Source organism: Candidatus Poriferisodalis sp. (assembly GCF_965208555.1).
GTDB lineage: Bacteria > Actinomycetota > Acidimicrobiia > Acidimicrobiales > Poriferisodalaceae > Poriferisodalis.
Map to the genome: position 1 here is coordinate 834,586 of NZ_OZ242342.1, position 22,835 is coordinate 857,420.

Annotated in this window: 17 protein-coding genes; 3 read left to right on the forward strand and 14 right to left on the reverse strand. The window is 67.1% G+C overall.

From position 1 onward, the window contains the following. Positions 1-30 precede the first annotated feature (30 nt). On the forward strand, positions 31-1,344 hold the full coding sequence (locus ACOGXE_RS03870) for an MFS transporter (protein ID WP_419932634.1): 1,314 nt from the start codon (positions 31-33) through the stop codon (positions 1,342-1,344). On the opposite strand, the gene ACOGXE_RS03875 is transcribed toward ACOGXE_RS03870, so the two are convergent. The 11 genes from ACOGXE_RS03875 to manB form a co-directional block, all read right to left on the reverse strand. Next, positions 1,341-2,240, reverse strand: coding sequence for a crotonase/enoyl-CoA hydratase family protein (locus ACOGXE_RS03875; protein ID WP_419932635.1), 900 nt, complete (start codon positions 2,238-2,240; stop codon positions 1,341-1,343). The two genes, ACOGXE_RS03870 and ACOGXE_RS03875, sit on opposite strands and share 4 nt — an antisense overlap. Positions 2,241-2,306: 66 nt before the next feature. Then, positions 2,307-3,200 (reverse strand): cell division protein FtsX, encoded by an 894-nt coding sequence (locus ACOGXE_RS03880; protein ID WP_419932636.1) that lies wholly within the window; start codon positions 3,198-3,200, stop codon positions 2,307-2,309. Next, a complete protein-coding gene (ftsE, locus tag ACOGXE_RS03885) occupies positions 3,197-3,931 on the reverse strand; it encodes a cell division ATP-binding protein FtsE (RefSeq protein WP_419932637.1) in 735 nt (244 codons plus the stop codon). The genes ACOGXE_RS03880 and ftsE overlap by 4 nt, the downstream gene beginning before the upstream one ends. 86 nt (positions 3,932-4,017) lie before the next feature. Next, positions 4,018-5,151: a peptide chain release factor 2 gene (gene prfB, locus ACOGXE_RS03890; protein ID WP_419932638.1), complete on the reverse strand. Its 1,134-nt coding sequence runs from the start codon at positions 5,149-5,151 to the stop codon at positions 4,018-4,020. A gap of 1 nt (position 5,152) precedes the next feature. Next, entirely contained in the window at positions 5,153-7,990 is a 2,838-nt protein-coding gene (secA, locus tag ACOGXE_RS03895; RefSeq protein WP_419932639.1) for a preprotein translocase subunit SecA, read from the reverse strand. A gap of 60 nt (positions 7,991-8,050) precedes the next feature. Further along, the gene (gene hpf, locus ACOGXE_RS03900; protein ID WP_419932640.1) at positions 8,051-8,650 is read right to left on the reverse strand and encodes a ribosome hibernation-promoting factor, HPF/YfiA family; all 600 of its coding nucleotides are present in this window, start codon (positions 8,648-8,650) and stop codon (positions 8,051-8,053) included. A 65-nt stretch (positions 8,651-8,715) separates the two neighbouring features. Then, on the reverse strand, positions 8,716-9,207 hold the full coding sequence (locus tag ACOGXE_RS03905; RefSeq protein WP_419932641.1) for a ComF family protein: 492 nt from the start codon (positions 9,205-9,207) through the stop codon (positions 8,716-8,718). Positions 9,208-9,502: 295 nt separating this feature from the next. Next, positions 9,503-10,945 carry an adenosylhomocysteinase gene (ahcY, locus tag ACOGXE_RS03910; RefSeq protein ID WP_419933474.1) on the reverse strand — a complete coding sequence of 481 codons (1,443 nt, stop codon included), beginning with the start codon at positions 10,943-10,945 and terminating at the stop codon, positions 9,503-9,505. Between the two features lie 55 nt (positions 10,946-11,000). After that, positions 11,001-12,083: an SIS domain-containing protein gene (locus ACOGXE_RS03915; RefSeq protein ID WP_419932642.1), complete on the reverse strand. Its 1,083-nt coding sequence runs from the start codon at positions 12,081-12,083 to the stop codon at positions 11,001-11,003. Then, on the reverse strand, positions 12,080-12,340 hold the full coding sequence (locus ACOGXE_RS03920; protein ID WP_419932643.1) for a Trm112 family protein: 261 nt from the start codon (positions 12,338-12,340) through the stop codon (positions 12,080-12,082). The genes ACOGXE_RS03915 and ACOGXE_RS03920 overlap by 4 nt, the downstream gene beginning before the upstream one ends. A 62-nt stretch (positions 12,341-12,402) precedes the next feature. Next, complete coding sequence (gene manB / locus ACOGXE_RS03925) at positions 12,403-13,761, reverse strand: phosphomannomutase/phosphoglucomutase (RefSeq protein WP_419932644.1); 1,359 nt, start codon at positions 13,759-13,761, stop codon at positions 12,403-12,405. A gap of 134 nt (positions 13,762-13,895) precedes the next feature. Here manB and ACOGXE_RS03930 point away from each other — a divergent pair, with 134 nt between their 5' ends. After that, a complete protein-coding gene (locus ACOGXE_RS03930; protein WP_419932645.1) occupies positions 13,896-15,473 on the forward strand; it encodes a KamA family radical SAM protein in 1,578 nt (525 codons plus the stop codon). On the opposite strand, the gene ACOGXE_RS03935 is transcribed toward ACOGXE_RS03930, so the two are convergent. Beyond that, positions 15,455-18,748, reverse strand: coding sequence for a glycosyltransferase (locus ACOGXE_RS03935; protein WP_419932646.1), 3,294 nt, complete (start codon positions 18,746-18,748; stop codon positions 15,455-15,457). The genes ACOGXE_RS03930 and ACOGXE_RS03935 overlap by 19 nt on opposite strands. A 96-nt stretch (positions 18,749-18,844) precedes the next feature. Between ACOGXE_RS03935 and ftsH the strand changes: the two genes are divergently transcribed. After that, positions 18,845-20,791, forward strand: a complete 1,947-nt coding sequence (ftsH, locus tag ACOGXE_RS03940; protein ID WP_419932647.1) for an ATP-dependent zinc metalloprotease FtsH — start codon at positions 18,845-18,847, stop codon at positions 20,789-20,791. Here ftsH and ACOGXE_RS03945 read toward each other — a convergent pair. Both ACOGXE_RS03945 and ACOGXE_RS03950 read right to left on the reverse strand, forming a co-directional pair. Beyond that, positions 20,788-21,219, reverse strand: a complete 432-nt coding sequence (locus ACOGXE_RS03945) for a thioredoxin family protein (protein WP_419932648.1) — start codon at positions 21,217-21,219, stop codon at positions 20,788-20,790. The two genes, ftsH and ACOGXE_RS03945, sit on opposite strands and share 4 nt — an antisense overlap. A 6-nt stretch (positions 21,220-21,225) precedes the next feature. Next, complete coding sequence (locus tag ACOGXE_RS03950) at positions 21,226-22,830, reverse strand: hypothetical protein (protein ID WP_419932649.1); 1,605 nt, start codon at positions 22,828-22,830, stop codon at positions 21,226-21,228. Between the last annotated feature and the right edge of the window lie 5 nt (positions 22,831-22,835).

Here is a 22,835-nt window from a genome sequence, read left to right on the forward strand (position 1 = left end):
TCGCGCTATGAGCCAGACGGCCGGCCGGCTATGACCTCAGCGACCCACGCCGCCGGGTTCAGCCGCGCACGCCGCATCGGCACGCTCTTGACGCTGGCCGCGGCAGCCGCCGTGTCGCAGTCGTTCGGCCGGTTCACCTACTCGCTGCTGTTCACCGACCTGCGGGACGGATTCGGACTGTCCAACACCGTCGCCGGCGCGCTCGGGTCACTGAATCTCCTGATGTACCTCGCCGGGTCGCTGGCGGTCGCCCTGACGGTCGGTCGCACCGGGCTGAGCGGTGCCGTGCGCATCGGCGTCGCCGGCAACGTGGTCGGCTTGGCTCTGCTGGCCTGGAGCCCCAACGTGGGCATCGCCGCCCTCGCGCTCGCCCTGACCGGCTTCAGCGCCGCCGGTGTCTGGGTGGGCACACCCGGACTCGCTGCCGAGCTGCTGGGTCCGCGAAAGCGAGGCGCCGCGGCCGGCTGGCTGACCGGCGGTGTCGGTTGCGGCATGGTCGCGGCGGCTGCCCTCGACGGGTTGTTGCAGGGCCCCAGCGACGCAGTCTCAAGCGGCGCAGTCCCGAGCGGCCTTGATTCGAGCGAAGCAACGCTGGCCGATGCGAGCCGCAGCCATCTGCGCGACGTGTACCTGATCGAGTTCCTCTTGGGCGCAGTGGTGCTGGTCGTGCTGGCCGTCGCAGTTCGCCGCTGGGCGCGCACGCCGGGTCGCACGGGTTTCAGAGGCGCCCGGGATGCGCTCGCCAAAGTGCCGCAGGCCGGTCGGCTGGTCACCGCCTACGCACTGCACGCTTTCATCGTTGCCACGATGCTCACCTTCATCGTGGGTCACCTAGAGGGCTACCCAGACATCTTCACTGCGTGGGGCGCTGAGCTGGCGTTCTCGTCCATCGGCGTCGGCTGCATCGCGGGCGGCCCGGTCTTCGGACGCGTGGCGGACCGCATAGGCAGGCGGCGCAGCGTCACCATCGGCTTCGGAGTGTCGTTCATCTCGATCATCACGTCGACCGTGTACCCGCTGCTTGCCTTCGTCGGACCGCTGCTTGCTTGGGTGTCGGCGATCGCGTTCGGCATGGCGTTCAGCGGAATCATCGCCTCGATTGCTGCGCGTGTCAGCGACAGCCTCGCCGGCGACGAGTTCGGCGCCGCCTACGGGCTTGCAACCATCCTGTTCGGCCTCGGCCTCGCGGCAGGACCGCCGGTCGGAGGCGCCTTGGCTGACTGGTTCGACTCCTTCGGTCCCGCCTTCGGGCTCGCGGTCGCCGCGTGCGCCATCAGCGTCGCGCTCATCGGCTGGGGCGACGACCCGGCCCCGGTTTCGCCGCTGCGCGGCTCAGCCTCTTAGCTGAATTCGGGTTCGTCCCACCAGGGGAAGTACTCGGGCAGGTCTTGGGTCGGACGCAGCGTGAACTCCGGCGGTCGCTTCTCGAGGAACGACGCCACGCCTTCGTGGGCATCGGCGCCGCGGCCCAGGTGGAAGATGCCCCGGGAGTCGATCTTGTGAGCCTCCATCGGGTGATCGGCGGCCAGCATGCGCCACAGCATGTGCCGGATCACCGTCACCGAGATGGCCGAGGTGTTCTCGGCGATCTCCGCTGCAATGGCCCGGGCCGCTGGCAGCAGCTCGTCGGGCTCGTGCAGGCTGCGCACCAGCCCGGCATCGTGAGCTTCGGCAGCATCGAACACCCGGCCGCTGAAGCACCATTCCAGCGCCTTCGACAGCCCGACCACGCGCGGCAGGAAGTACGACGAGCAGGCCTCTGGCACCACGCCGCGGCGGGCGAACACGAACCCGATACGGGCCTTGGTGGATGCCAGCCGGATGTCCATCGGCAGCGTCATCGTGACGCCCACGCCGACGGCGGGGCCGTTGATCGCGGCGATCAGCGGCTTGTTGCACTCGTACAGGCGCAGCGTGAGCAGACCGCCGCCGTCACGCATCCACGCCAGATCGCCGTCCTCGCCCCGCTCGGAAGCTCGCTCGGCCTTCCGCTCGTCTGACTGGCTGTCGAAGTCGAACGTGTCGGCGCCCCCGCTCAGATCGGCCCCGGCGCAGTAGCCGCGGCCGGCGCCGGTAAAGATCACCGCCCGCACGTCGTCGTCGGCATCGACAAGATCGACGGCGTCCATCACATCACGCAGCATCTGGCTGTTGAACGCATTGAGGCGTTCGGGGCGATTCAGCGTGATGGTGGCGACGCGGTCGTCGACCTCGTACAAGATGGTCTCGAACTCCGGCATGGAACCTCCCGGGGTCACACACGTGGCGCTTCATGTCCGCCGCCTGGTGCTGCGGCTCCGGTGTTTCTACACGTCGAGGAAGCGGCTCGCTGCGAACGCCGAGCCGATCATCCCCACGAGTACTCCGGCGATCACGGTGACGAAGACCACGGTCGTGAACTGACTGGACGTGACCACGAACGACCGGAAGAACGCCAGAATTTCCGAGCGAGAGAACAGCCCCTCGACGTGGCCGCGCAGCGCCCCGGCCGCAATCGCCCCGATGATGCCGCCGGCGAGGCCGTGCAGCATGCCTTCGAGCATGAACGGGAACCGGATGAAACTGTTCGTGGCGCCGACCAGCTTCATGACCTCGATCTCACGCCGCCGGGCGAACATCGCCACGCGGATCGAGTTGAAGATGAGCATGACGCTGGCGCCCGACAGCACGATCGACAGCAGCAGCACGATGCCCTGGAACGACGTGAACCACGTCCGTATGGCGTCCACCTCTTCCCGGCCCGTCTGGACCGACATCACCCCGGGCCGCTGGCGGAATTGCGCGGCCAGCGACTCGATCAGCTCTGACTCGACCGACCGGGGCACTACGCGGTAGGACGCGGGCAGCGCCTCGGGCGAGACCTGAGCGAGCAGCTCGGGCTGGTCGGCCATCTGCTGGGACACGAGCGCGTAGGCCTCTTCGGCGCTGAAGAACTCGATGCGGTCGATCTCAGGATGGTTCTGCAGCTCGATGCCGAGAGCGTCGAGCTGGCTGGGATCGATCTGGGGGTTCAGGAACACCTCGAACTGGACGCCGCCCTCCCAGCGATCGAGCGCGTTCCCGCTGGCGTAGCCCGCCATCAGCCCCATGCCGACCAGCATCACGCCCACGGCCACGGTGAGGATCGCGGCGAACGTCAGGGTGAGATTGCGCCGGATGTTCGTCCAGGTCTCCCGCGCGAAGTAGCGGATCCGGCTCACGGAATCGCCCCATCGGCGGGCTGCGCAGCGACAGCCGCCGGCACATCAATCTCGCTGCCGTAGGCGCCGCGCTGCTCGTCGCGCACGAGCTCGCCGTGCCGCAGCGCGATCACCCGGCGCCGCATGCGATCCACGATGGTGCGGTCGTGAGTGGCCATGACCACGGTGGTGCCCGTGCGGTTGATCCGATCCAGCAGCGACGTGAGCTCTTCGGAGGTGTCGGGGTCGAGGTTCCCGGTGGGCTCGTCGGCCAGCAGGATGAGGGGCCGGTTCACGAATGCCCGGGCGATGCTCACACGTTGCTGCTCGCCGCCGGAGAGCTCATCGGGAAACCGGCGATGCTTGTCCTCCAAGCCGACCAGCTCCAAGATGGCCGGCACCTGCGTGCGGATGACGTTCTCGGGGCGACCGATGACCTCGAGCGCGAATGCCACGTTCTGGTAGACGGTCTTGTTCGGCAGCAGCTTGAAATCCTGGAAAACCGAGCCGATGTTCCGTCGCAGGTAGGGCACGCGCCAGCTGTTCAGCTTGGACAGGTCTTTGCCGGCCACATGGATGTTGCCTGCGGTGACCTTCTCCTCACAGGTCATGAGGCGCAGCATCGTGGACTTGCCAGAACCCGACGGCCCCACCAAGAAGACGAACTCGCCCTTTTCGATATTGAGCGTGACGCCATTGACCGCCCTCGTCTCGCCCTTGTAGATCTTCGTGACGTTGTCGAAGCGGATCATGGGTGCCTTCAGGTCGCGTCAGGTCGCGTTGCGGTGCCAGGGCCGGGCCGCTTCCCACGGTACGCCAGCGACCCGCCGCTGCCCGGTCACCCAGCTGGGTCCGCTCCCTGCCGCGAGCGCTGCCAGCGCAGGTAGGCCTCCATGAGACCGTCCAAGTCACCGTCGAGCACCGCATCGACGTTGCCGATCTCCATTCCGGTGCGCAGATCCTTGACCTGCTGGTACGGGTGCAGCACGTACGAGCGGATCTGGCTGCCCCACGAGACGTCGCGCTGCTCGCCTGCAAGCGCTGCCACCTCAGCCTCTCGCTCCTGCCGCTGCAGGTCGGCCAGCTTGGCCGCCAGCATCTGCATGGCACGATCCTTGTTCTGGTGCTGGCTGCGCTCGTTCTGGCAGGCGACCACGATGCCGGTCGGCAGGTGGGTGATGCGCACTGCCGAATCGGTGACGTTCACGTGCTGGCCGCCTGCCCCTGACGAGCGGTAAGTGTCGATGCGCAGATCGCCCTCGTCAATCGGGACTTCATCTGAGACCTCGTCGAAGAACGGCACGACTGACAGCGACGCGAAGGCCGTATGCCGGCGCGACTGCGAGTCGAACGGCGAGATGCGCACCAGCCGGTGAACGCCCCGCTCTGCGGCGAGGAATCCGAACGCGTGCCGGCCCTTGACGAGAAACGTCGCCGAGCTGATCCCTGCTTCCCCGCCGTCGGTCGCCTCGGTCAGCTCGACGGTGAAGTCATTGCGCTCGGCCCATCGCTGGTACATGCGCAGCAGCATCTCTGCCCAGTCGCAGGCGTCGGTTCCCCCTGCGCCCGAATTGATCTCGCATACGGCGTCGTTCTCGTCGTGCTCGCCGCCGAACAGCGCCATCAGCTCGATATCCGCGAGCAGGCTCTCGGCTGCGGTGACAACCTCATCGATCTCGGGCAGCAGCTCCGCATCGCCTTCCTCGACAGCCAGCTCGACCAGCGCCGCAGCGTCGTCGACTTCGGCTCGTGCCCGTTCCCAGCGCTCGATGTCGTCGCGCACGCGCGACAGACGTGTGGTGACCGCTCGAGCACGATCGGGCTCATCCCACAACGACGGCTCCGATGCCTCTGTTTCCAGTCCATTCGCCACCGCACGGGCCTCGTCGATCCCGAGGTACTGATGCGCCTCGCTCACGCGCCGATCCAAGTCGGCCAGCGCGTCGGCAAGATCACTTAACGATCGGGCCACCTCAGCGACCGCAACAGTGCTTGAACTTGCGGCCCGATCCGCAGTGGCAGGGATCGTTGCGGCCCAGCTTTTCCTGTGCTGACTTGACCACGGTGCCGGTCGACGCAGCGGCAATCCGCCGCGACTGCGATGGCCCGCTGGGAGCCCGCTGCGCCGACGGCGCGGGGCCAGCAGCCGAGGCGCCGTTGCCGACACGAGTGGCCGGCGCGCCGTCGCCGGCACCAACGGTGGAGGGTGTGAGATCCGGCGCCGAGTACCGCACGTCGGTTGCCCCGGCTGCGCCGTCTGCCGAAGTCGAGCGTGACGGTCCGGACAGAGTGGCCGTGCCATCGGTGGCTGTCTGGCCGTCAGGCGGCGCCGCCGTGACCTGCACGTGCATCACGTAGGTCACGAAGTCGCGGTAGACGCGCTCGAGCATGGCGCCGAACATGTCGAAGCCCTCGCGCTGCCACTCCGCCACGGGGTCCTTCTGGCCGATGCCGCGCAGGTGAATGCCTTCGCGCAGGTGGTCCATATCGGCGAGATGCTCACGCCAGCGCTGGTCGATGAGCCGGAGCATCACCTGGCGCTCCACCTCGCGCATCGCCTCGGGACCGATCTCGGCCTCGCGGGCCCCGTAGTGATGCTCGCCGTCGGCGCACACCAACTCCACGGCGTCGTCGACGCCCCAGTCCCGATCGCCATCACCCGACAGTTCCGCGGCGGCGAGCTCGGTGGGCCAATAGGTGCCGATCGCGGCCAGCAGCCCGTCGAGGTCCCATTCGGTCGGGACCTCTCCCGCGCAGTGGTCCAACACTGCAGCTTCAGCGGCGTCGCGGAGATATCCCAACGACTCGGTGCGCAGATCGTCGCCGCCGAGGATCTGTTCGCGGCGCGCGTAGATCACCTTGCGCTGCTCGTTCATCACCTCGTCGTACTTGAGGACGTTCTTGCGGACCTCGGCGTTCTTCTGCTCGACGGTGTTCTGCGCCCGTTCGATGGCCTTGGTGACCATCTTCGCCTCGAGCGGCACGTCATCGGGCAAGGTGCGGTCCATCACCCAGTTCACGGCGCCCGTGGCGAACAAGCGCATCAGGTCGTCTTCTAGCGAGAGGTAGAAGCGGCTCTCGCCGGGGTCGCCCTGACGGCCCGCACGGCCGCGCAGCTGGTTGTCAATGCGCCGTGACTCGTGCCGTTCGGTACCCAGCACGTACAGTCCGCCCAGCTTGCGCACCTCGTCGCCTTCGGCTCGGCACTCAGGTTCGTAGCGCTCGGCCCGGGCCACCAAATCCGCGGTGTTGTCCGGATCGTCCGGGTCGAGCTTCTCGCGCAGCATGTCGCGACGCGCCAGACCCTCGGGGTTGCCGCCGAGCAGGATGTCGACGCCACGTCCGGCCATGTTCGTGGCCACCGTGACCGATCCCAGCCGACCTGCCTGCGCGATGATCTCGGCCTCGCGCGTGTGCTCCTTGGCGTTGAGCACGTTGTGATCGATTCCCCGGCGTTCGAGCGCCGCAGACAGCTTCTCGGAATTCTCCACGCTGACCGTGCCGACCAGCGTGGGCTGTCCGGAGCGGATCCGCTCGGAGATGTCGTCGACGACCGCGTCCAGCTTGGCTCCCTCGGTCTTGTAGATCAGGTCGCCCTGGTCGTCGCGCGCCACGGGCAGGTGAGTCGGCACCGGCACCACGTCGAGTCCGTAGGTGCCGCTGAACTCGGCAGCCTCCGTGGTGGCCGTGCCGGTCATGCCGGCGAGCTTGTCGTAGAGGCGGAAGTAGTTCTGCAGCGTGATGGTGGCGAGCGTCTGGTTCTCCTCCTTGATCGCCACCCTCTCCTTGGCCTCGACCGCCTGGTGGAGGCCCTCGCTCCAGCGCCTTCCTTCCAGAATGCGGCCGGTGAACTCGTCGACGATCTTCACCTCGCCGTGCGAGACGACGTAGTCCTTGTCGCGCCGGTACAGCTCCTTGGCCCGCAGGGCCGCGTTCATCTGGTGGACGAGATTGGCCGAGACCTGGTCGTACAGGTTGTCGATGTTGAGCGCTCGCTCGACCTTGGAGATGCCTGGCTCGAGCACGGCCACGTTGCGCTTGTCTTCCTCGACCTCGTAGTCGACGTCGCGGGTCATCGTCGCGGCGATGCGGGCGAACTGCTGGTAGAGCTTGGCGGCATCGGCGACCCGGCCGCTGATGATGAGCGGCGTGCGGGCCTCGTCGATGAGGATCGAGTCGACCTCGTCCACGATGCAGTAGTTGTGGCCGCGCTGTACTTGGGCGCTGCGCGACGGCGCCATGTTGTCTCGCAGGTAGTCGAAGCCGAACTCGTTGTTCGTGCCGTAGGTGATGTCGGCCTCGTACTGGCGGCGCTTGTGGGCTGCGTCGTAGGGGCCTGGCACTACCAGCCCGACTTCCAGGCCCAGGAACCGGTGGATGCGCCCCATCCACTCGGCGTCGCGGGCGGCCAGGTAGTCGTTGACGGTGACCACGTGAACGCCCTTGCCGCTCAGCGCATTGAGGTACACCGGCAGGGTTGACACCAGCGTCTTTCCCTCGCCGGTGCGCATCTCGGCCACCCAGCCGAAATGGAGCGCGGCCCCGCCGATGAGCTGCACGTCGTAGTGGCGCTGGCCGATGACGCGGCGTGCCGCCTCGCGGGTGACCGCGAAGGCATCGACGAGGATGTCGTTGAGGTCGGCGCCGCGCTCCAGCTCGGCGCGGAACTCACCCGTGCGAGCCCGCAGCCCGTCGTCGGACAGGCGCTCGACTTCCGGCTCGACGGTGTTGATCTCGGGCACCAGCTCGGTCAGCAGGCGCAGCTTCTTGCCTTCCCCGGCACGGAGCACGCGCTGAAACAGAGCCACCATCGCAGGCTACCGCTGCCCCCCGAGTCCAGAGCCGGGGATTAAGGACGTGAGGTCCGGCGCTCAGGCGTCGATCTCGATGAGGCCGGCGTCGCCGTCCGAGCGCAGGTACACCACGCTGGGCTTGCTGGTGTCAGCGTTCACGAACAGGAAGAAATCGTGGTCCAGGAGCTGCATGCGGGTGACCGCTTCGGCAGGATCCATCAGCTCCAGGTCGAACGTCTTGCGACGCACGATGCGCGGCATCCATTCAGGATCTTCAGCACCCGCCGCCGGCTCGGCGGCCGCAGCGCCGTTGACCAGATCGTTCTCGAGACGTGCGAGCGGATGATGCGCCTCGTCGCGGTGCAGATTGGGACGGTGCCGGCGCACGACACGGGTCTTGAGCTTGCGCAGCTGTTTGCCCAGCTTGCCCACCGCAAGGTCGACCGCTTGGTGCTGATCGACACCGGCGACCGAGGCGCGCACGTGGTGACCATGACCGAGCAGCGTGACCTCCACCTGCTCCCGCTCGGTGATGCGCGGATTCTTCTCCTCCCGGAACACCACCTCGGCACGATCCAGCCCACCGACGAATCGATCCAGCGCCCCGATCTTCCGCTCCACCGCAGCCCGAACATCGTCGGGAACCTGAACTTTGCGACCCGTGATGATGATCTGCATTGCCTCGGCTTTCTGAGCAGTTGCACAGCGTTTGCGGTTCTGCCCGAACTGAAGGGAGTGCCATGTTAGGCACCGGCGGAGACGCGGTCGCGACCCCGTCGAGCACACGCTGCCACATGGACGGCTGCTGCACCGGCACCCACCAGCGCAGCTGTCGCGGCTCGCAGCGTGGCACCGGTGGTGACCACGTCGTCCACCAGCAATATCCGACGTCCCGCCGCACGGGCGCGGCAGTCGAAGCCAGGTCCCGCCAGCCGGTCTGCCCGGCCGGCACCCGACTGTGCAGTCGAGCCGAGCCGCCGGAGCAACCGCACTGGGCGTACGCGCAAGGCCTTGGCAGTGGCCCGCGCCAGCGTCTCGGCTTGGTCGAAACCCCGAGCCCGCCGGTGCGCCGCGGTGGTCGGCGCCCAGGTCACGGTGTCGACAGGCAGGTGTGACCGCAGCTCAGCGGCGTGAGCAAGCGCCAGCGATTCGCCCAGCCAGCGGGCAATGGCCCGCTCACCGCGGTACTTCAGCGCATGAATGAACTCACGCCCGACCTCATCGTGAGAGAACAACAGCGCGACCGAGTCTGCGCCCGGAACCGACGCAGGCTCAGGATCAACAAGCGTCTCGATGCACCCCGCACATGGACACCACCCCAACACCCCACACCCCGGGCACCGAACCTCAAACAGCACCCTCCGTACCGTACGCATGCGGACATCGACCACCAAGACGATTAGGCCGCAGCAGGGCGAGCGCGCAGATAGCCGAGCGGCGAGGGCGGCAGTGAACTCTGCGACGTTGCGACCTGCTGGATCGCTGGTCGCAGAGTTCACTGCCGCCCTCGCCGCGGGCCCAACGGCACGCTCAGTAGCGGTAGCGGTCGGCCTTGTACGGACCGTCCACATCCAGACCGAGATACGAAGCCTGTCCAGACGTCAACCGGGTGAGCTTCGCCCCGAGCCGGTCAAGGTGCAGACGAGCCACTTCCTCGTCCAGCCGTTTCGGCAGCACGTGGACATCAGCGTCCAGCTCCTCAGCATGAGCGTGCAACTCGAGCTGGGCGAGCACCTGGTTCGTAAAGCTCATCGACATCACGAAGCTCGGATGCCCCGTCGCGCAGCCCAAGTTCACCAAGCGGCCTTCGGCCAGCACGATCACCGAGTTCCCGCTCGGGAACACGAACTCGTCGACCTGCGGCTTGATCGGCCTTCGCTGGACATCGGACATCGCCGCCAGCCCCGCCATGTCGATCTCGTTGTCGAAATGCCCGATGTTGGCCACGACCGCCTGGTGCTTCATGGCCGACATGTGCTCGGCCGAGATGATGTCGCGGTTGCCCGTGGCGGTGACGTAGATGTCGGCGATGTCGAGCACGTTCTCGAGCCGATCCACCTCAAAGCCCTCCATGGCAGCCTGCAGCGCGTTGATGGGGTCGATCTCGGAGACGATGACGCGGCAGCCTTGGCCGCGCAGCGCCTGGGCGCACCCCTTGCCGACGTCGCCGTAACCCGCCACGAACGCCACCTTGCCGCCCAGCATCACGTCGGTGGCGCGGTTGATGCCGTCGATCAGCGAGTGCCGGCAGCCGTAGAGATTGTCGAACTTGGACTTCGTCACCGAGTCGTTGACGCTGTAGGCCGGGAAGGTCAGCTCCCCGCGGGCTGCCATCTCGTAGAGCCGGTTCACACCGGTGGTGGTCTCCTCGGAGACACCTCGCAGCCCGCCCGAGATCTCAGCCCACAGACCGGGCTCGCTGCGCTGAAGCTCGTCGAGCAGCTCATGCAGCGCCATCTCGTCGGGCGACGCCGCATCCGGGCCGTCTGCAGGCAGCACGGGCACGCCGCCTTCGGATTCGTAGCGGGCCCCGAGGTGGACCATGAGCGTGGCATCCCCGCCATCGTCGACGATCAGCGTGGGACCGGGGCCGTCGGGCCAGCGAAGCGCCCGGTAGTTGCAGCGCCAGTAGTCGGCGAGCGTCTCGCCCTTCCATGCAAACACGGGCACGCCTCGCGGGCTGTCCGGCGTGCCGTCACGCCCTACCACGACGGCTGCCGCGGCCTCGTCCTGGGTGGAGAAGATGTTGCACGATGCCCAGCGCACCTGCGCGCCGAGATCTGCCAGGGTCTCGATCAACACGGCGGTCTGCACGGTCATGTGCAGGGAGCCTGTGATGCGTGCGCCGGTGAGCGGTCGGGAGTCCATGTGCTGCGCACGAAGAGCCATGAGCCCGGGCATCTCGGTCTCGGCCAGCTCGATCTGGAGCCGTCCTGCGCCTGCCAGGCTCAGATCGGCTACCTCGAATTCGATCACACGTGTCTCCGTTTCGCCAGTCGGCTCAGATTCGGCTCAGCCTCTGGGGACGCTAGGCCGATACATCGTCGGCGAGGAAGTCTTTGAGGCCGGTGAGCAGCGTGACGGGACCAGGGTCGCGGCGAGCGGCCGTCGCTATGCGCAGGCTGAGGACATCGACTTGATAGATGAGGTCGAACAGTTGCGCCATGGGTCCTGCGCCAGCAGCGTGCAACTCGCTGTACGGCACCGCGATGCGAGCGCCGCCGAGCACCCGCTGCGTGTAGGAGTAACGGCGGCGGATCTGCGGATGTTCGAAGCGGTGGCGCAGCGCGATCACCGCCAGCGGCGAGCCGTGCGCCGACCGGCCTGCGAGATCCCAGCCAGCGAGTTCGTTGTGACACAGCTCCGGCATGGCGCTCGCGTAGGCGGGGAGCTTGGCGTTCTCGTTGACTTGGGCTTTGGCCCGACCCGCGGCGACGATGCCGAGCGCTCCCCCGCCATAGAAGATCGGCAGCAGCTCACCCATGCCGACTTCGGCAATGAGGCCATCGAGGCGTTCGCCGAAGGCGGGATCGGTTGCGAAAGCGCTCTGGCGGGCCTGAAGTTGTGCAACGGCTTCACGAACCCAGCCGGCGACTCCCGACAGCAGGCCGGCGCGTTCGAGGGCGACGAGAGGAGCCACCGAGATGGCGCCGACAGCGGCTCGCGGCATCGGGATGCTGGCGTCGACCTCGTAGAGCGGTGCGTTCCACTCGCGTGCCAGGTCGGCCAAGCGCCCGCCGGAGGTGACGGCAACCACAGACGCACCGGCGTCGTGGGCGGCTGACGCCGCTTCGAGCGTCTCTTCAGTGTTGCCGCTGAAGGAAACGGCGATGGCGAGCGTCGATGGGCCGACGAACGCTGGGCACTCGTAGCCCTTGGCGACCGTCACCGGCGCTGACATCAGCGGGGCTGCAAGCGCCGCGACGATGTCGCCAGCAATGCCCGATCCGCCCATGCCCATCACGATCACACTGGAAATCGGCGCATGGGAATTCGAGGCCTCGCTCGTCCCTTCAGAGGCGTCTAGGCCCGCGGCTGCATCGAGCGCAGCCTTGAGTTGGGCCGGCAGCGCTTCCACCGCGGCTGCCATGCCGATCGAGTCAGTCGTCACGCTGTGTCACTCGCCCACTCGTCCGGATCGAACGTCGGCCTCAGCTCACCGCTCGTTATGCGGGCGTCGAGGGCTGCAGCCGCAGCCGGGTCGACTTCGGTCGCCTCGTCGATCAGCAGCACCGGGATGCCTCCGTCGATGGCGTACGTCCTGTTCGTGCGGGGGTTGTACAGGAGGTCATCCTCGGGCACGAGGTACAGCGGTCCCTTGTCCTGCGGGCATGCCAAGACTTCCGCCAACGCCGGATCAAGACCCACGTGCGTCTCCCGCGGTCGGGGTGAAGCCGTCGCGGGGCGGCGTGTACGGATCCATGCGGCGATCATGCCAGCAAGCTCACGATCTTGCTGACACGCGCCGCTACCGCGTCGGCGTCAGGTGCCTCGAGATTCAGCCGCAGCAACGGCTCGGTATTGGACGGGCGCAGGTTGAACCACCAGTCGCCTCCATCGACAGTGAGCCCATCAAGCGGGTCGTGAGGAAACTCCGCGAAGTGTGCGGCAACACGCCGCAGCACCTCGTCCACGTCAGCGACGCGGGTGTTGATCTCACCTGAGGACGCGTACCGATCGAGCGGGGCCAGCAGCTCCGACAGTGGCACCTGCGCGGCACTCAATCGCTCGAGTGCAACCAGTGCGGCGATGAGGCCGGAATCGGCCCGGTAATTGCCCGCGAAGTAGTAGTGGCCGCTGTGCTCGCCGCCGAAGACTGCGCCGGTGCGGGCCATTTCGGCCTTGATGAAGCTGTGACCTACCCGGGTGCGCATCGGCCGGCCGCCGGCCTCGGCGATCACTTCGGGCACCGCACGCGAGCAGATCAGGTTGTGCAGGATGGGGCCCGGGCCGTGTCGTGCGAGCATGGCCTGGGCCACCAGCGCCGTGAGCAACGAGCCGCTGACCGGCGTGCCCCGCTCGTCGACGAGGAATACCCGGTCGGCATCCCCGTCGAACGCGAGACCCACATCGGCCCCGGTGCTGCGCACGCGCTCGCTTAGGTCAACCAGGTTCTCGGGCTGGATCGGGTCGGCTGGATGGTTGGGAAACGTGCCGTCGAGTTCGCCGTACATCAGCTCCCACTCGAACGGCAGCGGGCCGAATACCGCCGGCACCACAAGCCCCCCCATGCCGTTTGCTGTGTCCGCCACGACACGCAGCGGCTCCAGCGCGGCGACATCCACGAACGAGCGGACATGGGCTGCGAACGTGTCGAGCAGATCGCGATTGCGGCGCCCGCCGCCGCCAGGCGGGGAGAGCGCGCCGCGTGCAGCCCGCCCAGCGATCTCGTCAAGTCCAGTGCCGACACCCACCGGCACAGCGCCCGGTCCGCACAGCTTGATGCCGTTGTAGGACGCCGGATTGTGGGACGCCGTCAGCATCGCGCCCGGCACGTCGAGGTGGCCGGCGGCGAAATAGAGCAGATCGGTAGACGCCAGCCCGATGTCGATGACATCCGCGCCGGCAGCCTGGACGCCGTCGGCGAATGCTTCGGCCAACGCAACGCCGCTCTCACGCATGTCCCGAGCCAGCACGACCTGCGCTGTCGCCGACCATGCTGCGAAGGCGTAGCCGACAGCGCGCGTGACTGGCGCATCCAGCTCCTCGGGGTAAATGCCACGTATGTCATATGCCTTGAAGATGGCGGCCAAGACATCGGCCGGTACAGGGTCAATACGTCCTGCCATAACGCTCGCAAAGCCTAAAAGACCGCGCAGCGGTGCGCGGCCACCGCGGGCAACACGCTTGCAAACTGCACCCACGTTTCTCTAGGGTGGGAGCCAAGAGTGGCATGCGAACCTGCCTGAAGCAAGCGAGCGAGATGGTGATGAAGAGCAAATACCAGCCAACAGAACGGGAACAATTGGTACTTGACGAGGTCGAAAACCCGAGATACGACCGTCAGATCGTCAATGGTCTCGAACCCTTCATGAGTGGCTCTGCGCCCGAAGAATTCAGAAACTTCTATACCGCACAAGAGCTGAGTGATTTAAGTCAATTGCGCGGAACTGAGCGCGACGTTGAGGCAAGAATGCCCGTCAAACTGACGCGGCACTATTTTGAAATGGCCAAGTCGAGTTCGGCGATCAAGAAGCTGGTGAAGGCATCAACAGACGAAACAGTCGATCTCGAGGGTGATCCGGACCCGGCGAATCAACTTGACTACAGTCCGATCGAGGGACTGCTGCACAAGTATGAAATGGCACTGCTTTACGTTATTTCAACGTGCTCAGCACATTGCCGATTCTGCTACCGAGAGGAGCTGATCGGGCGCAAAGAAATTGAACGCTCGGACGGCACTGTCAAGAAAAAGGGTCTGGCGCAGGTCGGTGAAGTCACGGAGTACATCCGGACCCACAACGAGGCCGTCGCCTCGAATGGCGGAACTCATCCGGAGACCGGCAGGCCGAAGCTGCGCGAGATCCTCCTGTCAGGCGGCGATCCCATGGTGCTGCCGAACTCCAAACTGGCAGCTTGGTTCACTGCCTTGGCCGAGGCAGGTGCTGAAGCCATCCGCGTGGGCACCAAGGAACTGGCGTTTTACCCGGATCGCTTCGACGACGCTTTCTTCGCGATGATCGACCGCTTTCATGAGGTGTACCCAGATGTCTCGGTGCGGTTCATGATCCATTTCAACCACCCAGACGAGTTTCTTCTGAAGGACTCCGACGGCAACTACATGGCCGGCAAAGACGGATTTCTTCAGTGGCGTCCGAACACCCGGCAAGCCGTGGACGCGCTGGTTGAACGGGGTTGGATCAGCGTCGAGAACCAGACGCCCATCATCGCTGGCGTGAACGACGATGCCGATGCACTGCGGATCCTGCAGCGGACGCTCAAGGGTGTCGGGGTCGAGAACCATTACTTCTTCTGCGGGCGAAACATCGTCGCGTACAAGGCGTTCAACGTGCCGATCGAGACTGCGTGGCAACTGCTCAACGATTCGCAGCGCGGGTTGTCCGGGGTGGAGTCGCACGCCCGCCTCACGATCGTGCACTACAAGGGCAAAACGGAAGTCTCTGCGGTCACTGACGGCCCGATCGCCGGACTGCCCGGTGCCGAGAACGGTGTCGTGATCTTCAAGGTTCTGCGCAATCCGGCTCATGCCCCTGACCGGGGCAAAGTGACCATCGTCGGCCGGAACCCCGAGGCGCTGTGGTTTGACGAGTACGAGGACCGGGTGCTGCTCGACGAAGCGGGCCTGTTTTCCCAGCAGCGACCCAGCGGAGTGACGCTTCCGCGATCGCGCTCACGGCATCACCCGGCGCCAAAGGGCCGGACTCCAGGTCAGGCACGGCCTGCACCGCTCATGGCAGTTGTCGCCAGCAACGAGCGCAGGTCGCATTCCACGAGCCCGGCCAGCGCTCCCGCAGCCGCAGTTCAGGACGCCCAAGCCTGAGCATGTGTGGCTGTGCCATACGCGCCGGCGGCGGCGCGGTGGCGGATGCGCCAGATGTCGGCCAGCACTCTGAGCGATTGAGCCGCCAGCCGCACCGTGGTGTCCGCTGAGTGATCCACGGTGACGGGCACCTCAGCAGCCGTCAGGTCGAGGTGCTCGACCAGGTAGAGCACCTCGACATCGAAGGCGAATCCATCGATGACGGAGCGACTGAAGATCTCCTCCGCTGCCTCGGCGGTGAAGCCTTTGAAACCGCACTGCGTGTCGTGGTAGCGGCGCAGAAGCACGAGCCGCGTGAAGGCGTTGAACATCCGGCTGGCAAATGCCCTAGCGGGTGGCGGCGGGTTGATCGTGCGCGCTTGGGCGTGGCGTCGATTGCCCAGCGCGACGTCTGCCCCGTCGTCGAGCACATCGATGAGGGACGTGAGCTGACCAGGCGGATAGGCCAAGTCCACGTCAGTGAACAGGCGTAAACGGCCGCTCGCTGCCAGCATGCCGGTGCGCACCGCCGCTCCCTTGCCCCGATTCGCGTCCAACGACACCACCACATCGGCCCCGGCCCGTCGCGCGGCGTCTGCTGTGCCGTCTTCGGAGCCGTCGTCAACCACCACGATCTCGAGTGCGCCACGCAGGGTCTCGTTGCGCCGCAGGGCAGCGCCTATCTCTGTGACGGCTGAGCCGACGAGATGTGCTGCTTGGTAGGCCGGCAGGACCACCGACACCTCAGGCCGTGAGAGCGTCTCGCCCGGCGGGATTGCCGGCTCCTCTCTGTCAACTGCGCGAGGAGTTTCGGGGGCCGGGCGTCGGCGATCAAAACGAGCCGGGGGCCGCACGGCGACGAATGCGAGCGCCATCGCTCCGAGGAGCGTTGCCAGCCAGGCGAGATACTCGGCCGCCGTGGCGCCGTAGGTGAGTTCGACGCGCTCGTCGGTGGGAATCACGACCATCCAGTTGGGCGTCACCCGGTAGGGCCCCTCGGCGCCGCGCACCGACCAGTTCGGGAAGTACGACACCTTCACCAACACCGGGATTCCAGTCCGATCCACAGAGAATGCCAGCCAGTCCCGCCCCACCTCGATGTCGTCTGGGTCGATCCGAACCGGCGGCAATGCCCGCCGTGGTGCGGCGCTGAAGCGCTCCAGCGAACCGGGCGGCGCTCCGTCTGGGCTGGGAGGCGGCAGCAGCGACACCCGGGACCAGTGGTCCGGCCCGTCCGCTGCGACCGGCACCGCCCAGGCCGCCGGGTCGTTCCACCAGATGGCGGCCGGATCAGTCCACGCCCGGCCGGCATGAGACGCGTCTCGGGCCACGGCCGGCTCGAACGGCAGCGGCGACACAATGTCACTGTCGGCGACGAGATAGATCGCCCATGGTCCCGTCGAGGCAATGTGCTGCAAATCGGCAGAGCCGCGTGCCGCCGCGGTGGCCTCGGTGCTGAACGCGGCGTAGTAGCGCACCCCCGACATCTGCAGGTGGTCAACGCCCAGGTCGAAGTTCAAACTGCTGTAGGGAAGACCGCGCATCGGGCGCGACGGTGCCGCCGACAACTCGGACTGCATGAGGAAGTGGAACGGCACAGTCGGTGACGACTCGAAGTAGAGGCCCTCCATCGAGGAGATGCAGCGGTCCGTCCAGTGCGGCAGCAGCATCGGGGCCATCGGCGTGCCGTACGCGCCCACGACATCCCGGTCGTACTCCCACAGCATCCGCCCGCAGCCGTAGTTGTCGCCGACATCGGCCATGGTGTCGAGGAAGGCGCGGTACTCCGGATACGACGGGCGTCCCTCGTAGCCGCGGAAATTCCAGCGCGCCCAGTCGTCCACGAAATTGCGGTCCTGCGCCGACACCGTGAGGGGACCCCATCTATACGCGCCATCGACGTCGAGCCTGGTGCCTGGAGCGTCGCCGAATCGAAGAGCGAGCAGGCCTGCTCCCACCACCAGGGCAACAACCGGGGCCAGTTCGCGCAGCCAGCGCGCCGCTGGGAAGAACTGTGCACCACTGGTGCCTGGAGAGCCCGGCTTTCTGCGGATCAGCCCGTCGATGACGAACCACAGGCCCGCCGCCGCCAGCACATACACAGCCAGGTACCAGAAGGGCAGGATGCGCGCGTTCCACAGCCGGTGTTGCGGCCAGTGGACAAAGCCCATGGCCATGGTGAAGGCGATGACCAGCCACACCAGCACCGGCCGGTACCAGCGCGCAAGGCCGATGACGGCGCCGGCGCCGGCGAGCACCAGCAGCCACGTGATGCTGTGATGTGTGCCATCACCGCTGATCTCGTCAGTAAAGAACAAGTGCTCGCGCACGGAGGTGAGTCGCTCCCAGCCCATGTCATTCAGAAACGCTCGCCGGGCAACGAATGGCACCGTCCAGAAGGCCGAGAGCAGTCCGCCGATGACGCCGATAGCGAGGGCATGCCACGACCGGCGCCACTCGGTCGCCAGCAACGCCGCAACGACAGCAGCCGGCACGGCTAGGCGGGCCAGCGGGGATTCGGTGATGTTCCAGACTGCAGCCCACAGCACGATCGCCGCGATGGACGCACCCAGCGTCGCTATGCGGCCGATGCGACTGGGCAACGCATGGAGACCCCGCGTCGCCACCATCAAGATGCTGGCCGCAACCGCGAATATCAGCGGAATGGGATGGCACAGGGCGACGAATGCCAGCGCCAAGCTGGTTCGTGCGCGCCCGGTGCCGCGTTCCAGCGAGCGCCAGAGCAAGCCCAGATACACGAGCGTTGCCGACAGCGCGATCGAGAACGCGAACTCCCCCGCCAAGGTCGATGCGGCATTGCCGCCGTAGATGGTGAAGTTGACATCGAAAACGAACAGCAGCGCCGCGACGGGCAGCAGCATCCGCAGCGAGCGAGGCCAGCTCGCCAACCGACCCATCAGCCACGCGGCGGCCGGCATCGAAACAACGCCGCTGACAGCCACCAGCTTGAACGCCACGCCGAAGGGCAGCACCAGGTCCGCCGCCACGATCATCAGGTACGGAAGCACCATGTAGAACTGCATCGCCGGCATGCCCGCGTACCAGTCCGGCGTCCAGCCGCGCAGCGACCACGCCGGCAGCAGCTCGTCCCGCAAGTACGCCGGTCCCCAGACATGGGCGCCCATGTCGCCGCCGGTCGGCGTCGACGTCGATACGACGCCGCCGGGGTCAAGCCACACCACCACGGCCACGCAACTCGCTATGACGACGGCGGCTTCAACCCACGCTCGCAGCACCGACCCCATGCGCGGGGGGCGCGTGGTCAGTGCGGCCACCCGCGCAGGCTAGAGGCCGAGCGGGGAGCTAACGACTGGGGGGTCTGCCACGGCGCGCGGCTGCTGGCCGAGGGAGCGTCGCCATAGCATGAACCCATGGCATCTGAGGTGCCCCCGGGCGAGCGGCACTCTCGCGCGCGCAAGCCGCGCGCAAGCGAGCCTCCCGACGCGCCAGCGGACGACAACGCCAACGATGCCCAACGACACAGCGGCTCGTCCCCCTCCGGGCCCGGCGTTCGCCGCCGCAGCGAGCGCTGGCCCCGCTGGTCGATCTGGCTGCTCGCCATGGTGTTGCTGTCCGTGATGTTTCTGCCCGGGATCCTGCGCAGCGACGGCGGCGAGCCCATCGACTACAGCGCACTCATCGCCGAGGTGCAGTCGGGAACCGTCAGCAGCATCAAGGTCACCAACGGCACCGGCGCAATCACCGGCGAGTACACCGACGGCACCAGGTTCTCCTCTGAAGGGCCCGTCGAGCTTCCTGAGACCGACCTGGAGAGGCTTCGAGAGCGCGAGGTGTCCATCGAGTTCCACACCGACCGGCCCAACTTGCTCGTCAGCCTGCTGCCGTTCCTGCTGCCGTTCGGCCTCATCTTCCTGTTGTTCTGGTGGATGCAGCGGCGGGCGCAGGGCCAGATGTCGGGGATCATGTCGATCGGCCGGAGCAAGGCCAAGACCTACACCACCGAGCGCCCGTCGACAAAGTTCGACGACATCGCCGGCTACGACGGCGTCAAGCAGGAGATCACCGAAGTGGTCGACTTCCTGAAGACGCCCGAGCGCTTCGCCGCGATCGGTGCCAAGGTCCCCAAGGGGGTGCTGCTGGTAGGCCCACCGGGCACCGGCAAGACGCTCATTGCCAGAGCGGTGGCCGGAGAGGCGGGTGTGCCCTTCCTGTCGGTGACCGGTTCGGACTTCATGGAGATGTTCGTGGGCGTCGGCGCCAGCCGCGTGCGAGACCTCTTCCAGAGCGCTCGCAAGCTGGGGCGGGCGATCATCTTCATCGACGAGATCGATTCGATCGGCCGCAAGCGAGGCGCGGGTCTCGGCGGCGGCCATGACGAGCGCGAGCAGACGCTCAACCAGATGCTGGCCGAGATGGACGGCTTCGAGGAGAGCGGCGGCATCGTGATGATGGCGGCGACCAACCGGCCCGACATCTTGGATCCCGCCCTGCTGCGGCCAGGCCGGTTCGACCGCCAAGTGGTGGTGCCGCTGCCGGAGTTCTCCGAGCGGCTCGCCATCCTGGAGGTGCACTCCAAGGACAAGAAAACCGACCCCGACGTGCAGTTCGAGACCCTGGCGAAGGGCACGCCCGGCATGAGCGGCGCCGACCTGGCGAACCTGGTCAACGAGGCGGCCCTGCACGCCGTGCGTCGCGACTCGGAGTGCATCGCCCAGGCAGACTTCGAAGCTGCGCGCGACCGGGTGCTGATGGGCCAGCGTCGGGAATCGGTGGCGCTGACCGAGCGAGAGCGGGAGGTGACCGCCTACCACGAAGGCGGGCATGCGCTGATCGCCACGCTGTTCCCGCATGCCGACCCCGTGCACAAGGTGACGATCCTGCCGACCGGTCAAGCACTCGGCGTCACCATGCAACTGCCCGAGGAACGCCACGCCTACAGCCAGGAGTACATCGAGGACCGGCTGGCGGTGCTGTTCGGCGGCCGGATGGCGGAGGAGACGGTCTTTGGCGTGACCTCCACAGGTGCAGCCAACGACCTCGTTCAGGGCACGGAATTGGCGCGCAAGATGGTCTCCGAGTGGGGCATGAGCGACCGGGTGGGACCGATGGCCTGGGGGTCGCACGCGCAGGTCTTCCTCGGCGAGGATCTGGTGTCAGGACGCGATTACTCCGACGAGACCGCTCGGGTCATCGACGAGGAGGTCGAGCGGATACTGCGTACGCAGCAGGATCGGGCACGCAGCGCGCTCGTCGAGCACCGCGCGGCCTTGGACCGGATCGCCGCAGCCCTGCTCGAGCACGAGACCATCACGGGTGAGCAGATCACGGCACTCGTGGGTGAGCCGCCCTCGAGCTAGCCCTCCGGGGGTCCGGGGCGGCGCACGACCTGCGCGAGTGCTGCAGCCAGCCCGGACAGGTCAACGCTGCCGACCCAGCCGTCCACCACCCGGCCGTCGATGTCAGTCACGACGGTCGTCGGCACGGTATCGATGCCGTGCTGGCGATGCAGTTCCCGTTCGGCACCGAACGGCACTTCGGCCACTGGCAGCCCAGCGCCGGCGGGCCCGCGCACGACGGCGAGAGCTGCGGAACAGGTGCGGCACGTTTCCTCGGTAAAGACCACAAGTGCCGGGCCCTGCGGCATGCCAACCGCTGCGAGATCGACCGCTGGGGGCAGTTCCGACCTCGCCACCGCCGAGGGCGACGCAGCACGGCGGCGCTGGGCGAGGGACGCGACCACGATCGCGGCGACGATCAGAATCGCGGCGATCGCGAGACGCTCCATCGCGACTCACCAAGCCACCGGGTGCGCCACGCTCAGGCCTGCACCCCCTACTCGTGCCTGCCACAGCAACACTGCGAACGGCGTGTCGGACACGAGGAGACGGGTCGTGCCGCTCGCCAACCGGTGGGTGACCACGCCTGATGCCGGCACGTCGATGGCGGCAACCGTGTCGCCGTTGAGCGTTCCCACCAGCACGCGACGATCCGTGTCTCCGGCGGCTGTTCCATCGACGTCCTCTCCGGCACCGCCTCCGGCAACCGCAGACGGATCCGTCATGATCGTCAGGAATGCCTCGCCCCCGGACTCGGGCGCGATGACGACAAGCCACCGATTGCTCGTGCGGACGGCACCCGGCACGAAGGCCAAGCCCGACTGCGCCTCGAGCACCGGCGGTCGGACCTCGACTGCGGCGGGCTCGCCGGCGACCTCGGATCCCTCGGATGCGCCATCAGCCACGGCAGCGCCGGACGAGCCACCGGCCCCGGTGTCGGTGAGCGGACTCGCCGCACTGCCGACCAGCGCTTCAGCCCACACAACGATGGGAACGCCATTCTGCGACGCAACCGAGACCCCGAACGGAAGACCGGGCGCCGCAAGGAGCGTCTCCAACCCGGGAGACAGCTCACCGGGGGGCTCGACCTTCAGCTCCACGACATCGTGTGCTGCCACAGCGAAGGACAGGCGGTCGCCGAACGGGTCATCGAACACCACGGAAGCGGCAACCTCAGCTACCTGATCGGATGGATTGAAGATCCGCACCCACAGCTGTGTCTCATCGTCGGCACCGGCTACCGGCACGAGCCAGCGCTCGCCGACGGCCACAGACGCCAGTTCCGCAGCCAGGCCGCGCCGGCCGATGCTCCCGTCGTAGGCCACGAGCGAGTCCACCGCGATGCGGCCCGTGCGGGCCTTGACTGATGCGGCGACGACATCCCGGCGACGCGCATGCTCGCCGATGTCGACGGCGATGGTGCTCCATGCGGGCACGACCACGCCACTGAGCGCCGGCGCCACGAAGGGACCGAACTCGGCTTCGGAGGCAAACGTCACATCCACGATCGCATCCCGTGGCAGCGGGTTCATGATGGCCACAACAGCCAGCGCATCGGCCTGGGTGTCGCCCACCGGTACGTACCAATTCGGGGCCAGCACGCTCGAACAGCGGGCCTCGTCGATGCCGAGCGGGGAGACAAAGCGGCGCGTCACCGCCAACCCGCCCGATGAGGCCTCCACCAGGGCTCCGATGACTTCGTCGCGCACATAGTCCGAGGTCGTCACGACCCCGGTGCTGCGCGGCGCGACGTCGGCCGTCACGAACTGGCGGCCCGTCGTGCGTCCCCGGAACTCGACGGACACCGAGGCGACCTCGGCGGTCATGTTCGTCAGCAGCACTTCCGTCGTGACCTCGCCGAATCCCTGAACCGGCGCCCTCATGCCGACGGCGGGACAGAACCAGCTGGACGTCAACGCGTCGGGAGGCGGCACCACGATCTGGGTCCGTGCCTGGGGACCCTCTGGCGTATCCGACGGCAGCGTCCGGTCGTCACTCACGTCGACGAGCAACGCCGCCGCTACGGCCAGCGGGATCAGCAGCCGAGGCAACCACCGCACAACCC